The 14,206-nt window shown below is 44.3% G+C and carries 23 protein-coding genes; 1 reads left to right on the top strand and 22 read right to left on the bottom strand.

The features are described 5' to 3' along the window. Nucleotides 1-52: 52 nt before the first annotated feature. The 21 genes from ACQW03_RS23550 to ACQW03_RS23450 form a co-directional block, all read right to left on the bottom strand. Nucleotides 53-877, bottom strand: coding sequence for a hypothetical protein (locus ACQW03_RS23550; protein ID WP_441952021.1), 825 nt, complete (start codon nucleotides 875-877; stop codon nucleotides 53-55). 240 nt (nucleotides 878-1,117) lie between these two features. Further along, nucleotides 1,118-1,603: an ArpU family phage packaging/lysis transcriptional regulator gene (locus tag ACQW03_RS23545; protein WP_441952019.1), complete on the bottom strand. Its 486-nt coding sequence runs from the start codon at nucleotides 1,601-1,603 to the stop codon at nucleotides 1,118-1,120. Nucleotides 1,604-1,717: 114 nt separating this feature from the next. Beyond that, nucleotides 1,718-1,957 (bottom strand): hypothetical protein, encoded by a 240-nt coding sequence (locus ACQW03_RS23540; protein WP_441952017.1) that lies wholly within the window; start codon nucleotides 1,955-1,957, stop codon nucleotides 1,718-1,720. A 39-nt stretch (nucleotides 1,958-1,996) separates the two neighbouring features. Continuing rightward, complete coding sequence (locus ACQW03_RS23535) at nucleotides 1,997-2,569, bottom strand: hypothetical protein (protein WP_441952015.1); 573 nt, start codon at nucleotides 2,567-2,569, stop codon at nucleotides 1,997-1,999. An 18-nt stretch (nucleotides 2,570-2,587) separates the two neighbouring features. Continuing rightward, nucleotides 2,588-3,031, bottom strand: a complete 444-nt coding sequence (locus tag ACQW03_RS23530; protein WP_441952013.1) for a DUF5348 domain-containing protein — start codon at nucleotides 3,029-3,031, stop codon at nucleotides 2,588-2,590. A 110-nt stretch (nucleotides 3,032-3,141) separates the two neighbouring features. Beyond that, the gene (locus ACQW03_RS23525; protein WP_441952011.1) at nucleotides 3,142-4,119 is read right to left on the bottom strand and encodes a hypothetical protein; all 978 of its coding nucleotides are present in this window, start codon (nucleotides 4,117-4,119) and stop codon (nucleotides 3,142-3,144) included. Nucleotides 4,120-4,121: 2 nt separating this feature from the next. Beyond that, entirely contained in the window at nucleotides 4,122-4,646 is a 525-nt protein-coding gene (locus ACQW03_RS23520; protein ID WP_256715633.1) for a crossover junction endodeoxyribonuclease RuvC, read from the bottom strand. Between the two features lie 148 nt (nucleotides 4,647-4,794). Continuing rightward, complete coding sequence (locus tag ACQW03_RS23515; protein WP_076159029.1) at nucleotides 4,795-5,004, bottom strand: hypothetical protein; 210 nt, start codon at nucleotides 5,002-5,004, stop codon at nucleotides 4,795-4,797. After that, nucleotides 5,004-5,198 (bottom strand): DUF6906 family protein, encoded by a 195-nt coding sequence (locus tag ACQW03_RS23510; RefSeq protein ID WP_043921414.1) that lies wholly within the window; start codon nucleotides 5,196-5,198, stop codon nucleotides 5,004-5,006. The genes ACQW03_RS23515 and ACQW03_RS23510 overlap by 1 nt, the downstream gene beginning before the upstream one ends. 13 nt (nucleotides 5,199-5,211) lie before the next feature. After that, nucleotides 5,212-6,498: a replicative DNA helicase gene (locus tag ACQW03_RS23505; protein ID WP_441952008.1), complete on the bottom strand. Its 1,287-nt coding sequence runs from the start codon at nucleotides 6,496-6,498 to the stop codon at nucleotides 5,212-5,214. Then, nucleotides 6,464-7,477: a replication protein gene (locus ACQW03_RS23500; protein WP_441952006.1), complete on the bottom strand. Its 1,014-nt coding sequence runs from the start codon at nucleotides 7,475-7,477 to the stop codon at nucleotides 6,464-6,466. Before ACQW03_RS23500 ends, ACQW03_RS23505 begins: the two co-directional genes overlap by 35 nt. 71 nt (nucleotides 7,478-7,548) lie before the next feature. Then, on the bottom strand, nucleotides 7,549-7,752 hold the full coding sequence (locus tag ACQW03_RS23495) for a hypothetical protein (RefSeq protein WP_441952004.1): 204 nt from the start codon (nucleotides 7,750-7,752) through the stop codon (nucleotides 7,549-7,551). Beyond that, nucleotides 7,749-8,642 (bottom strand): recombination protein RecT, encoded by an 894-nt coding sequence (gene recT / locus ACQW03_RS23490; RefSeq protein ID WP_441952002.1) that lies wholly within the window; start codon nucleotides 8,640-8,642, stop codon nucleotides 7,749-7,751. Before recT ends, ACQW03_RS23495 begins: the two co-directional genes overlap by 4 nt. A gap of 10 nt (nucleotides 8,643-8,652) precedes the next feature. Next, the gene (locus ACQW03_RS23485) at nucleotides 8,653-9,600 is read right to left on the bottom strand and encodes a YqaJ viral recombinase family nuclease (RefSeq protein ID WP_441952000.1); all 948 of its coding nucleotides are present in this window, start codon (nucleotides 9,598-9,600) and stop codon (nucleotides 8,653-8,655) included. Then, complete coding sequence (locus ACQW03_RS23480; protein ID WP_441951998.1) at nucleotides 9,563-9,946, bottom strand: hypothetical protein; 384 nt, start codon at nucleotides 9,944-9,946, stop codon at nucleotides 9,563-9,565. Before ACQW03_RS23480 ends, ACQW03_RS23485 begins: the two co-directional genes overlap by 38 nt. Continuing rightward, nucleotides 9,943-10,194 carry a hypothetical protein gene (locus ACQW03_RS23475; protein ID WP_441951996.1) on the bottom strand — a complete coding sequence of 84 codons (252 nt, stop codon included), beginning with the start codon at nucleotides 10,192-10,194 and terminating at the stop codon, nucleotides 9,943-9,945. The genes ACQW03_RS23480 and ACQW03_RS23475 overlap by 4 nt, the downstream gene beginning before the upstream one ends. A 230-nt stretch (nucleotides 10,195-10,424) precedes the next feature. Next, complete coding sequence (locus ACQW03_RS23470) at nucleotides 10,425-10,673, bottom strand: hypothetical protein (protein WP_139116823.1); 249 nt, start codon at nucleotides 10,671-10,673, stop codon at nucleotides 10,425-10,427. Next, on the bottom strand, nucleotides 10,670-10,906 hold the full coding sequence (locus ACQW03_RS23465) for a hypothetical protein (protein WP_441951994.1): 237 nt from the start codon (nucleotides 10,904-10,906) through the stop codon (nucleotides 10,670-10,672). Before ACQW03_RS23465 ends, ACQW03_RS23470 begins: the two co-directional genes overlap by 4 nt. A 9-nt stretch (nucleotides 10,907-10,915) precedes the next feature. Then, nucleotides 10,916-11,431, bottom strand: coding sequence for a helix-turn-helix domain-containing protein (locus tag ACQW03_RS23460; protein ID WP_441951992.1), 516 nt, complete (start codon nucleotides 11,429-11,431; stop codon nucleotides 10,916-10,918). 136 nt (nucleotides 11,432-11,567) lie between these two features. Next, nucleotides 11,568-11,882, bottom strand: coding sequence for a DNA-binding protein (locus tag ACQW03_RS23455; protein WP_441951990.1), 315 nt, complete (start codon nucleotides 11,880-11,882; stop codon nucleotides 11,568-11,570). A 461-nt stretch (nucleotides 11,883-12,343) separates the two neighbouring features. Then, a complete protein-coding gene (locus ACQW03_RS23450) occupies nucleotides 12,344-12,607 on the bottom strand; it encodes a hypothetical protein (protein WP_441951988.1) in 264 nt (87 codons plus the stop codon). A 148-nt stretch (nucleotides 12,608-12,755) separates the two neighbouring features. Between ACQW03_RS23450 and ACQW03_RS23445 the strand changes: the two genes are divergently transcribed. Beyond that, the gene (locus tag ACQW03_RS23445) at nucleotides 12,756-13,133 is read left to right on the top strand and encodes a helix-turn-helix domain-containing protein (RefSeq protein WP_441951986.1); all 378 of its coding nucleotides are present in this window, start codon (nucleotides 12,756-12,758) and stop codon (nucleotides 13,131-13,133) included. Nucleotides 13,134-13,808: 675 nt separating this feature from the next. Here ACQW03_RS23445 and ACQW03_RS23440 read toward each other — a convergent pair. Then, on the bottom strand, nucleotides 13,809-14,138 hold the full coding sequence (locus tag ACQW03_RS23440; protein WP_441951984.1) for a LytTR family transcriptional regulator DNA-binding domain-containing protein: 330 nt from the start codon (nucleotides 14,136-14,138) through the stop codon (nucleotides 13,809-13,811). Between the last annotated feature and the right edge of the window lie 68 nt (nucleotides 14,139-14,206).

Raw genomic sequence — 14,206 nt, 5'->3', positions numbered from 1 at the left:
CAAATAGCAGTCAACAAAAAAGGAACCCATTATCAGGCTCCTTATCAAAACATTAAACTTTTAAGGCTTTTCTTAATGAATCTTTCATGTTACTAACAAAATTATCGCGTGTCTCAGGAGATAACTCCAAAAGAGAAAGATAAGGATTTAAATCCTCCAATTCAACTAATAATAGTTCTCCCGAAGGTGTACGACATGCATCAACACGTTGAATACCACAATCAAGGTTATTCCAATCAATGAATTTTTGAGCAAAGGACAAGTCTTGATCAGTAGGTGCATATTCTTTCAAATCCCAGCGTTTATCTTTATCAGGCGCATTCATTGCATATTGAAAGTTCTTGTCAATGAAGTAAAATGATACTTCGTATTCAAAAGGAATAAACGGCTGGACCAGTATACTATGGTTCTCATTATCTATTTCATTAGTTACTTCCGCTTGAGAAATACGCTTCATGCCAATGGAATCGGCACCATCTTTTGGTTTAACAATGAAGTCTTCAACATTGGGTAGATGTTTAATATTTTCAATGGAATCTATTGTAGGTATGACAGGGAAATTCGCGTTTGTTAACTCAAGCAAATACTCTTTTCCATTCATATCTGCCTTGCCATTAAATGAATTGTAAGTATTTAATCCCTTGCCCACTATTCTTTTTCGAAAAGCTTCATACTTTTCTTTAAAGTTTGCAACAGGGCCTGCATTTCGAAAGACGATTAAATCGATAACATCCTCGAAGCTCTCTATATCCTCCGGATGGCAAATTACCAAATCAAACTCTTCTCTAAGTTGGGAAGTGAGGTAGAGGTCTTCTTCATAATAGTTCCTACCTTTAGCTGGATAGTAAAGGTCTGTTACAAATAACAACTTCTTCACGTAGGAGCACCTAACTTTCGTATTAATTTTATTAACTCATTCTTAATATATTATACGATGCTAATCTCCTATTCAAAGAAAACAAAGAAAAGGCAAGAAGAGGAACGCCCGGTCATGTGCCGCCTTTTGCGGCCGTGCGCTTCATTCTCGCCCGATTTCCACAGTACAAATATATCACGTAAAAAGTCTAACGAACGGCAACAAAACGGCAAGATTCTGGCAAAAAACCGGAACCTCTTTTTACACAACTGAGCTTGCTGGAACTGAGTTTTCAACAAGGACGGTTAAGCGGAGCATTCCGGCAAGTGTGTCCAGTGCTGTCTGCTTAATCTCTCTTAACCTACGATCACTCATATGCAGTTCCCCGGCAATGATATAATCAAACTCACCATCGTCGTCCAAATAGCTCCGTTGAATAACCTCTCGCTGAACGCTGGACAGCTTACTCATCGCCAGTTCCAGCAGCTTATCCTTTGCTTGAAGCTCCGCCTCTTTATCTACGTTATAAGTGGCAACGTCCTCCGTCTGCTTGCTGATCGCATTGGTGGATTGATGCTCTCTATAAGTATAGCACTGCGTTATAGCAGCCTCACGCCTAACAAAACCAATCTGCCGATACTGCCGAATCGTCTCCAAATATTCCTCCACCGCAAGGCGGGTCGCTTTCTCGTCGACAGGCAGAATATTGAACGTTAATTGTAAGTTGTTTTTCCTTCTCTTCCCCATTATCGCTTTCCCCTCACCGTGTTATAATTTGGTGAAGGTTTGAAGCTATTAACCCCCGCGAGCCCGGCCAAGGAATGCGGGGGTTGTTTGTATTCTTGTCGAAGAAGAACAGCATTACATCTCTTCCTTTGCAATTTTCATCGTTTCTTGCACCAATTGCTTCGCGTAGTCCCCATTTGGTCTCGGAGCATCCAACACATCGTATATATCCTGTAAATGAAGCAACACACGCTCGTTCGTCCCTGCCTGCTGGCGGTCCGATGCTTCCGGGTCAAAACCGAGCAGTCGTATCGTATCATCCAGCTCCAAACGCATATCCAGTAGCCACTCTATCGCGGCGTTAACATTTGCCAAGGTTCACACCTCCAAAGGGGAAAGCCCCTATAATCTGACTCATACAAGCTCACTTGGTCTCAACTCCAAAAACTGCAAGTTAGACAGTTCTCCAATTCGATATTCAGCTTGAACCAAATCTAACAAGCCGAGTATTTGGAAGCTATGAGCTATCTTTTTTATCGCTGCCCTTCTGCGTTCAGCAAACGTACTCCCACTAATTGGGTACATGTCATTCCGGTAACCTTTCCCCATATATGACTGCGCTATAAGGTACCTCGTACCTTTGATATACAAAAGTTCCAAAATGGTTCGCTCGTACGGATTAACTAAGTTGTTAATGGAACTCTGTATAATTTGAGAGAGCGTTTTGTATAGGAAGTACCACTCTGGACGCTTATATTTAAGGATTGTAGCCCTCGTTTGCCTAACATGACCTTTAGAACCCTCATAACTACTCAGAGAGATGCTAGACTTTACAGCAAACTCATAGTCTCTGACTATTCTTAATATTTGAGGATTTATTGAAAGCAGGTATTCTGCCTTTTTAAATTCTTCAGGTGACACACCAACTCGCTTACCCGCTATTTTCTTGAGGGCTCTATCTAATTCAGCAATTCTTATTTGAGCCAAGATCAATATCACCCTTTCTCAGCGTGGAATGTACTTGATCCGAACGCGCAGCCCTTCCAGCGGTAAATTACGATCAACCGCCAGGTAATAGTCATGGCCGTCATGATCTATCCTTGACGGCTCCCAGCGGTCACCATCATCTGGATCAGTGCGGTAAAACTCAACAGATTGACCGGTCGTAAAATACATATCCCCGAGCCCATATCTGCTATCAGGTCGTTTGTACAGAACGCCTTCATGGCCAGCCTGCGTAGTGGTCCGCTTGATAAGCTGTCCTGCATCATCCAACACATCACCGATACTGTAAAACATCCGGCGCAGATACAGGTCGTCAGGATCATTCCGGTCATAATGGTCAGTCCAACTTTCCTCCGCGTCAGTAATCATGTGAGTAACTTTTTTAATCTGTGGAAGCAGATTTTCCAGCTTCTCACGGATCTGATTTTTCATAGATTCACTCATGGATATCGTCCTTTCGGGATGAAATAAGATCGTACGTTCCGTTTTATAGATGCAGGTAGCCGCCGTAGCCCGTGAAGGGAGGGGCTACGCTGCTTTATTAAAGGGCCGGCTTACGCCGCCCCACCATTTTTCATTTGTTTAGCAACCTTCTTCTTGTAAGCCGTCCATTTTGTAGTGATCTGGCCGCTGGTCAAACCGATGCTTTTAGCAATCTGCATCCACGTCTTGCCTTCTTCACGACGCTGTTGAAGCAATGTAGGGAAATCAACAGGGATATCCTCAAAGGTAGGACGGGCTTTCAAAATGTATTCCTCCAGTTCCTCCTTATCGACTACCGGTTCAGAATCTGTGTCAGTAGCAGGATTTTGATCAGCCTCTGACTTGTCACTATCATCGGATACATTTTCTCCAGACTCCTCGGACGAATCTGTATTTGTTTCATCTTGGTTTTCCTGCTGATCGTCATTTTGTCGATCATCTGGCTGACCTTCTAATAACTCGTCAGCTTTCGGCGGCACTGTATTGACTTGGCCATTGCGCCATTCATCCCACTTGGCAGCCATCGGCGCGACCCGCTTCCGGTATTCATCCACCATAACCACAAACACACCCACACCCATACCAACATCAGCAGCTATCTTTAGATAGGTATCTCCGTCGGCCAAACGCTCTGTAATTTCCAAAAAGTCATACTGCATGTCGTCAAAGCGCGGCGCCAGGCCGCTAAGTATAAAGTCCTGAATAACTTCAAGGTCAATTTGCTCTGGATCAGCTTTAACCTCCACTTTCTCAGGTGGAAGCCCCAAGTCCATAGAAAGTTGCTCCCCTTCTGGCTTCGCTACAGATACCACACCACCATCATCCACGGTGTATTTCGTGATTGGCTTGCCCGTTCTGGCATTCTTCAAAACTTTGTACGTGACAATCTGTGAATCCAAACCTCCGATAACTTTAAGCTCCAACATGCTTTGAAGCGTATTATATTGACCGTCCAGTTCAGAAGCTGGGATACTGATTGTAATTTCCGTTTCTTCCGATGACTTGAGATTGATCTTTTTAACCGTACCTTTGAAATTTATATAGCTCATCTTTAAGCCACTCCCTTAATGAAATTTTGATGATAGGCCCAGCAAAGTGCGATAGCGTCTGACGGATCAAAAAGGCGTTCCCTCACGTCCCCGATTTTGTACTTGCCTTGTGGATCATTCCTCTTGTATAAAACAGGAACCGCAATTTCGTCATAGTCGAGGTCGAACAACATTTGCATTTCCATAGCGACTGTCTCTTTATCCGCATTCCCTTTACCGGTCTGAATTTTGAGCTCCGAAGGACGGATGCCCACAATCGGCTTGTCCAAATGCAGGGCAGCCAAGGAAACAGAAGTATACGCCCCGACAAGTGCTAATACACTATTGGCATTTTTAAAGTGAACTGGACGCTCTAGTACAATCAATTCCGGTTCTTCCTGCTCGATCAGTCGGAATGTGTCCTGATAGATGGCGTCCAAAACACCAGGCATTGTAATTGACGAATAGTCCCTTAATCCAAAGTCTATCGGCTTACCATTTTGCATTGTGGCCCAACCAGCAAAATTTGTGCCGTGGTCAATCCCCATAATCTTCAAAGCTGCTTCCCCCTCTTTTTACGCTTACGTGACTGCTTGACCAGCAACATACTGTGTTCAAGGACAAACACCTCGCCTATCACCCTGCCGCCTCGGTCTCGTACAGTTTGCTTTAACTGAGTTTGATATATCGGGTCCTTTATCTGGTGCTGCACGACCTGTCACCTCCAGCGATGGGCCAGTCACCAAGAACCAAACGAAACTCAGCCATCCCCTCGGTCAACTCGCTCTGATCAATGTCCGGCAGCTCCTCGAGTAATTCCCTCTCGTCAGGAACTTGTCCAGTGCAGACAAAACGGTGCTTCATGTATTCATAGACGCTCCACCGCGTCCAGCATGATGGCTGCATCAGGCTCGTACCTTGTATGGCTGCAATGCCCCATAGTGCTTATTTAGCAGCCATCGCTTCCCCGAAAATTTGTTTAGCAGCACGACCCCATCTGCCGTTTCTCGTTCAGAGAGCCAGTTGTCCAGCGTCACGCCTGGTCTGGCCTTTAACAATCCAATCTTTTGCTTCTTGGTGAGTCGTTTCCCCTGTTTCATGTCCGTTCCTCCCCTATGCGATTTGCTGTGTTTCTTTCTCAAATTTGAGTTTCACCACCCCAGTAGGACCATTACGTTGTTTTGCGAGGTTGATTTCCAAAATACCTGGGTCCGGTGTGTCAGGATTGTAGTATTCGTCCCTGTACAGCAGCATGATATCGTCAGCAACCGCGCTGATTGCCGCGCTGCCTGATAAGTCCGAAACGAACGGCCTTTTATTCTGTCGACTCTCCACATCCTGCTTGACCTGTGATAAACCGATCATTGCACAATCGCAATCCTTTGCAGCTTTCCGAAGCTTCTGACATACACGATGCAATCCAGAACCACTGTTGTCGTTGCGTTCGGCCGGTTCAACCACTTCCTGCAGATAGTCCACAATGACCAAATCAAGTCCTTCTTGCCGTTTCAATCGGCGCATTTCGGAGCAAATGTATTCCGCAGTCACGCCACGGCTATCGTCGATATGAATTTTTCGCAGAAACTCCATCTGCATAGAAATACGCTCGATCTGTTCCGGCTTCAGATGTCCTGAACGAATAGCTTGCAGAGGAATACTGCACAGATTAGCGATCATCCGGTCATAAATCTGCGCCTTGGACATTTCCAAGCTAAAGTCCGCCACCTTATGCCCCCGCTGGGTGGCCCGCATCTTGATTTCATTTGCCACGGCAGATTTACCCATACTGGTCCGAGCTCCAATGACGATTAGGTTCGTCCGTTGAAATCCCAGCGTCAGCCTATCCAATGCTGACCAGCCTGTCATAATGCCAAGAGCTCGGGCAGGGTCCTGTGTTTTAAGCACTAAGTCCTCATACCACTGGATGATGTCGTCCACCGTGGTATCTTCCCGCAAAGCTTTCGGCCGGATATCCAGTGAGCGCTGTTCAAATTCATCCAGTAATTCTTCAAACCCTCCTGATGACAAATCCAAAAATTTATTGCGGTATTCACTAACCAAATCCAGTGCTTTACGACGAGCATCGGTTTCAATGAGCTTTCTGATATTCTGCTCCAGCATCGAAGCTGTGACGGCTGAGCTGGCTAATTTAGACAGGTAGGAAACTCCACCCACCTTTTCAAGATGCTTTTCAAACACCGTCACCAATATAGTCATGGATAGTTCCTGTTCAGTCCGGTGTAGTTCTTGTATCATTTTCAGCAGATTGCGATGCCAAGGTTGTGTAAATAAGCTTGGTTCTAGTGTTACGGCGACTTCGTCTACAAGGGAAGGGTCTCGAAAAAAGGAACCTAATATTTCAGCTTCAAGTAACTCCGTATTCAGCAAGTCGTTGCTCATCTGCCTTTCGCATCAAAATCGTAATAGGGTCGTCTTCTTGGATTTCCGCTTCCGCTGGTGAAGCCCGATCTATTCGGCGTTCCGTTTCCGGTCCACCACGTTTACGGTATCCTTCCAGCGTACCCCGGACGTAAGCCAAGCTCTTTTTCTTCTGTCGAACGGCTTCCCTCATGGCTTTCAGAAGCCATTCTCCACCGTAATCGTCGAAAAGGACTCCCAAGTCTTCGGTTTCAAACGGGGTGACCTTCCCTGTATCTGCAAAATTGTTTTCGTAAGCGCGGTAGATATAGCCAAAGGAATGATCCGAAGGAAGCCCTCCTCCCCCACCCCTTTGCTCTGTATCTAATTCCTGTACAGTATCTAAAGATGTAGTAGTGTTTTTTTTAATAATTGCTTTAAATATTGTTTTAGAGAGCCGAGATCCCTTGGTATGACAGGAAAAATCACGCTTCACAGTTACCTTTTTAGTAACTGGCGAGTTACCTTTTTGGTAACCGAACAGTTGCCTTTTGTGTAACTGAGTTACCTTTTTAGTAACTCGGATCGGTTGCTTTTTTGGTAACTTAGTTACTTTTTTAGTAACTGGTTTGCCGAGATTTGGAGTATGAGTTTCAATGTTGATTTTGATTAAATCATTCATCATTTTAGGGTCATATCGCTCCACCACATCGACAGTCCATGTGTCATAATGCTTGTTGATCTGGAACACATTCATATGCTCGTCCCAAAACAGCACATGATTTTCAACCAGCTTTTTTAGTTCCTTTTTGATATGCTCCTTCCGAACACCACATAGCTCAAAATGTTTAAGCATAGGGATTTTGGCCGATGGCTTCCCGCATCCCCAGCTCAGCGTGAGGACAAAATCAATAATATCCCGCTGCCGCTGAGTAAACTTCCGCCGGATCAGCTCTCGATGTATTTCATGTGATATGCGTATATGTGCGTCCGTAGGCTGAGGATTTACATTGGAGTCCACCGGCTACACCACCTAATCTCTTGCGATTTTTATATAAATACCGTTCGCTTCTTCACACCGCTCAGAATCATTTACACACTCTGCTCCCTATCATCCCGTAGAAATATATAAGGGTACTTAGCTCGAACCACTGCCCAGCCTGGATAGCCCCGCGCGAAGTATTCTCGCACCTCGCGCTTAAAGGCTACAGGGTCGGACTCTTTAATTCGCCAAATGTGTTCACCGATCATGCTGCGTAACAGCGGCTTGCCAGTAATCTCATCTATAGAACTCATTCAAATTCCAGTTCGTCCTGACCTGATCCATCAACAGGTTGCTGCGAATCAGTATTATTTGGCTGAGCTGCATCACCTGTCTGAGGTGTTTCACCGTCTTTAGGTTCGGCTGGCATATCAAAGACAAAAGGTTCATCGTTTGGAGTGATATCTTTACGCACCGTCTCATCCTGAGTAACCGCAGAAGCAATTTCCACGCTGATGGGTAGCCACTTCCACCCGGAACGTACAACTGTCTTCTTGCACATTTCGGTATAGTCAGTCACCCAAGGCCCTTTACTCGATGCCTTGGAACGTTTCCTATGCTCCTCAATCTCGCTGATCGGCATGTAATGGATAAAATGACCGCCGTCATTAAACTTGGCAACCATATAAGCTCCGATGATTTTGCCCGACTCCTTCGGTTGTTCATCTTTGCGCAAAAACCAAGGAACGTGCTGCAATTTTTCCTCCAGCCCATATGTCAGCTCAATGAAATCATTTTCATAGACTTCGTGAGCGGCAATAGACTTAATGTTTCCAGACCGTCGTGCCAGATCAATCATGCCCTTGTAGCCGATGATGAATGTGGCTTCTGTACCGTATGGGATGATGTAGCAATGACCGATCAGGCCTGGTTCCAGACCAAGCTGTGCCGCTTGCATGACCGCCCCCATGAGAGACGGCATAGAGCATTCCAGTAGCTTCGGATTCGTGCGGATCGTCGTCAGGGCAATACGACTGAGCCGATCAATGCTCATATGCTTTGGCATAGCCTCCGCAATCTGATACTTCATTTTGTCCATATAAGCGGCAATGGTCTGAGAAGGTGTAGGCGCATCGTTTTTTGCCCCAGCCGCCTTGTCCTGAAGCTTCCTCTCCAATTGATTGTTACTGCGTTGTCCTGCCATAATAGCCTCCTTACTTCACCAGAAAACGTCTTGAAGACGTGGTGTTTGCGTATTTTTCAAAGATGTGCGGTTGTTCCTGCTTCAAGCGCTTAGTGTCCAGGCGTGTTGTTTGACTGGATTTCCATGTCAGCACAGGTTCACCGTCATAAACTGCCATTTCATGGTCGCCCATCACGGCTTTCAGCTCGTTCTCCAACCGCTTGACCTGTTCCGCAGCCACTTGTGCGTTCTCTTTAGCGGCAATGAGCTTGTCCACAAGCAATGCCTGATCTTTCTCCAGCGTAATTTCTGTCGCTGGCCGAGAAGCAGGATACAAGCGATTCAGTAGCTCAGTCGAAGCAGCGCTACCGTCTACCACCGGGGGAACCCTTGGAATTACATGCTTGTTCCAAAACTCGTCCTCGATCTGTATGAGAGAATCAATAATGCCCTCGTTTCGTTCGACCAGCTTGTATTGGAATTTCTGGCCACCAATTAAAACAGCGAAGTAACCATAATCCACACCAAGCACAGCCATGTAATGTTGGAGCTGAATTGCGTACTCATCAGGAACCTGATTGTCAGCCCATTCGCTCAGCTTATAAGCGCTGGCCGTTTTACATTCCAGGATGCCAAGTCCTCGACCACCCTTGTCTAAAATCAGGCGGTCCACGTTACCCAACATAAATTTATGTGTAGGATGCTGATACATCTTATTGCTGCGTTGCACACGTAATCCGGTTTGGTTCATAAACTCACGAGCGACTAAATCCTCTAACTGGTTGCCCCAGTAAGCTGCTTCGCCTGGTTCGTCTGGTACAATCTGATCGGTTTTCTCCAGAAATACACCAACGGGTGATTTATACCGATTCAACCCGGCCACCGCAGATGCATCCGAACCACCGATACCACGCTTACGCAGTCTCAACCATTCGTCACGTTCAATGCCTTTTGTAATAGCAGCTACATTCATAGCCATATACATATCGCTCCCTCTTGTTAGGAACGGCCACCCATGATAAGATGGCCGTATTCATATATTTAGTTTTCAAAAGATCAGTGATAGCCCGTTGCCGCGGGCTATTTTTTATAATGAAAAAGCTAACTCGTTTCGGTACAACTTCGCTATTCGCTATCTTGAGGCCAGTATCAATGATACTTTTGAACTGCTCTGTGACTTCTCGTTGTCCCACTGTCTTGATTTTCAGCGCAGTATAAAGCCCCACATTTAACGCGATAGCTTCTAAAAACTCAGTAGCATCCACAGATTCGTCGGTGCTAATTTTCGCAAAAAACTCCACCACTTTTTTATGAGTTGCGTTCATGCCGATTCTCCTTCCATGATTTCATCATGTTCAACGATCTGCCGATACTCGACGATCACAGGTGCATTCTCGATGCTGACAATGAGCTCATCATTTTCATCTAAAACATGGAATTCAGAATGGACATTATTTTCATACTCCGTACCGACTTGCTTAATCTCAATGACTTCGCAGCTATTTAGCTCCGTTCCAACTTCAAAAATCCTTGTTGGATTAGAGACAACGGTCAAACGTTGAGTAACTTGCACAAAGTTTCCTCCTTCCGTATGTAATTTCAAGCAGACTGGATTCGAACCAGCAGTCAAGCGCGCTCCGTCGTTTTTCGCCTGATATTCTCACCATCGCGTGTACACGTACCATCGTGTCGCTACTTTGTGATGCGTCAGCCGCATCTTCGACCCTCGAACGGGAGTAGGTTATATTACCGTCCGGTGGTCGAAGACAAGGCCGACATGGCCTGTCCCCACTTATATCCTCACTACGTCGATTGCAATATGTTGCCGAGAAATTGCGCTCTGTCATCTGAAGGAAGGAAATTTAAACTCATCAAAGCATTGTTCCATTGAAAGTACGCTTCTTCCCGTTCCTGTAGTAGCTCCCGAAATTCAGGTGATACCACTGAACCTCCCCCTTGCAGAAAAGCTTCTATTGCATCCGTGTTGGCCTGCGTTCCTGCCTTCTTATCAAGAAAGTTTTGAATGAGATGTTCCTTTAACTGCTGCATCACGCACCCTCACCCTTGCTTTCTCTTACAGAAGGAGATAGAATAAGCAACACAAGAGACTTTAATCGAGTTCTCAAACCAAGCGTTCGGCCCGCCAGCCGAGCGTTTTTCTTTTGTTCCAGCTCTATAATCTCCTTGTTCAAAAACCAATCCCATTTCCCATCCTCAATTTGTGTTTCCGATAAACGTTGGCGCATGGAAACTAACTCATCTATGCGTTGTTGTACTATGCTCATAGCTAAACCTCATTTCATGTATTTTTTTGCCTTCAGGTCAGCTCGGTGTTCTTTCCAAGTACCCAACCAGGAAAACGAATACTCCTTACATAACACTGCCGCGAAATGCGTAAGAGCAGTAATAGCTTCAACCGTCTCCATCAGTAGACGTTTCATGTTTTGGCGCTCAGAATCAGTAAGTTGGTCAGCCGTTTTGCTAATTGGAACCTCAGCAGATAATGTAAGAACCTCTCGCATTTCCTCTACCGTTTTAAAAAGCACGCTTGCCCTATGTAGGTCTACATTATCCAGCCAGGGTGCAAAGGCACCTCCTGTTACTTCCCCGGCTGCTGCAATGTAAAGCTGGCCGTCATCATAATACTCCGCCGCTTGTTGCATAAGCTCTTTCGATGGTTTGCGGGAGCCTTTGATGATCTTTCCAATTAATGAAGCATCCACGTGAGCAGCTCGCCCCGCTGCGTTCCGCGTTTCGCCCCGTCGTTTCAGAACCTCCTGAAGATTGGGACCAAACTGTCCAATTGACATGATAATTTCCTCTCCTTTGTCCAATTGACACGTTTATTACGGACAGAGGGCCGATGTAGTATTAGGTTGTAAGTTCTTTCCCCCGTATCCCCTCAACCCGCTGGGCCGGTACAGCCCGGTGGGTTTCTTCATTTGCTTAAGCAATACTTCCCTTGTGCTCCCAATAACCTTTGGCATTAGCCCGAACCCATTCGGTATGTTCGTCAATCCAGATCATCAGAGTGTGGAGCGGGACTCTCGGATGACCAAACTCTCTAATGACCGGGAAGTCTTCTCTATTGAGAAGCTCACTCGCCTTGGTACTGCCAATCCCGAGAAAATCCATCAACTGCTTTTTATCAAATAAGGTCGGTTGATTAAAAATAGAAAAGCTATTTCGTTCAAGTGCTTTTTCAACAGCTTCCGTAATCAGTTGTTGTAATTGCTGCGGGTCAACTTCCAGTTTGAACATTTATAAGACCTCCTTTGCCTGCAAAATAAGTGACAGCACTTATTCCATCTTTCTGATAAGATAAGGATATCGAGGCTCAATTTTTCACTTAGATTGGGATGATAATAATAAGATACGTAACATTTAAAACCTTCAACGGTTACTGTCCAATCCTGCAAGACAATCATTCAGTCGTAGCCAAATATAAATTGGTTGACGATAGTTATTATTCTTTACTGTATGTGGATTTCGGTTCAGATTTTCATTGCGGAAAATCATGCTGTCCAGTGAAAAAAAACGTTCCAACTAAAATGGAGATTTAGCTTTCACGGAGCTGCATAACAATTCAAAAATCTTGAATTTGAAGCATCGTTTCTCACAGAGCCTCGAGTTTCTTATCCACTCCTTTAACGATAATTTCCACAAATTCAAGATAAACAACTTTCTAAATTGAGCTTACTTCTCCCATCTCCCTTCGTTGCTCATCTGACTTCACTTTCATTTTTGTAACAACCTTGAGACAATTTAACTAAAAAAAATAACTCTTCGAACTTCATTTCGGGGAACTTTTTCAATATTTTTGCCATTACATCCTGTCCTAAAGAAAACCGTGAATCATCAACGGGTAACTTTGCCCTCCAGAGTGAAGATCTTGATGTTTCAAGGTACTCAGCAAATTTTTCATCTGTCATATCAACTGTATCTTGTAGTTGCTGAAGCACTCCAGGTAAAGGAGCAACTTTCATAATTTTCACCTCACTTCATGTATCACGCTTGTTACAAATTAAATATAGCACTACTGTAACATTCATGCAACAATAAATTTCATTTGTGATACATAATATGTTTCATAGATGAAACACATTCTGTTAAACTAAAGATGGGTGATCGTTAATGAACTTAAAAGAGTTTGGGATTTACTTCGCCAAATTAAGAGAGCGAAGCGGATATAGAAGCCAGAGGGAACTTGCGGAGAGATCTGGGGTAAGCCATTCAACAATTAATCGTATTGAGTCGGGCTCGCATAAAGTTTCCCCAGAGAATTTAAAGATTCTAGCTCCTTTTTTAAAGGATGTTGACTACGATGATTTAATGCAAGCGGTAGGCTATATAGAAGTCGGACAGCCGCGTAATAATGTTGATGAAACTATTCGTCTTTTGGAAGAAGAAGCCCAAAAATTGGGTTTAACCCTCTCTGATCCTAAGTTCATTGAGATGGTAAAGGATAGCATGGAAATCATCCGTGTCGCACGCGGAAAGGATAAGAATTAAATCAGGACGCAAGTTTTCGAGTCTCTGTTGTTTTATTCTATCTTCATCATTCATGATGGTCACTTCCGTTCAATTTTAAGATTAATTCACAAAATTCATTGTTCAATACTCAATAAATCTAACTGTTATGCATAACGTCTCTTCAAGTATATACCCATATACCTAAATTCCTTGTATTAAATTTAGAGTCAACTTTAAAAATAACTCTGCGAGTCATGATCATGTCCATAAAACCTGGTCGTTGCCTGCTGAAACAAAGGTTGCGCGAAATACGAAAAGATCAACAATGGTTGAGTGACATTACTGGGATTCCAAGACTCAGATCTCCGGATACGTCAACAATAGACGGCTTTGGTCCCCGACAACAGCTATAAATATTGCTGCATCAATCGGCTGTCATATTGATGATCTTTATAAGCGAAACGAATTCAGCAGCACGGAGTGACACTACGTCACTCCAGCCGGGTAAAAATTCACTCAACAGCGAACTCCCCTTGCCGATCTTCCCCTCAGTTTCATTTAAAGCCACTGATTGTCGAATTTTAGGACATTATGTTGTACAAACGTTTATAGATTTAACTTTAACATGACTGGATGGTCGGAGTCTGTCGAAATGTAGCACCGATCATGCTAATTTAAGGGGGGGTTAAACCATGTTTAAGGGGATTGACAAGCCTATAGTTTTGTTCTTATTCGTACAAAACTCCCATCATCAAAGAATACTTTACTGCCCCGATCGTCCGTTTCAGTTCGTTTAATCATATTCTCGTTCACAACCGTTGAGCGATCATATGATTTGAAGCCATACTTTGCATATGCCTTCGAAATGTCTTTTAATGTTCTCAAACCTATGTATGAACCCATTGAGGTATGGTAGGCAGGACAGGATTCCCTACTCTTCGTTGGCCGCCACAAATCAATGTAATTCACATCGTATAGCGAAATTTCGACAAAATCTGAGTCAGTCCCGTCACGATCATGAATTTTTACGCACGTTACTATCATGCTGACTACTCCTGTTGTTTTTATTTCATCATAGAACAGCATGTAACAACCTACAAAGTATTGTATAA

Source organism: Paenibacillus sp. DRB1-1 (assembly GCF_052119485.1).
Taxonomy (GTDB): domain Bacteria; phylum Bacillota; class Bacilli; order Paenibacillales; family Paenibacillaceae; genus Paenibacillus; species Paenibacillus polymyxa_B.
The sequence above is the reverse complement of the archived record's forward strand: the minus strand, read 5'-3'. Positions and strand labels throughout refer to the sequence as shown.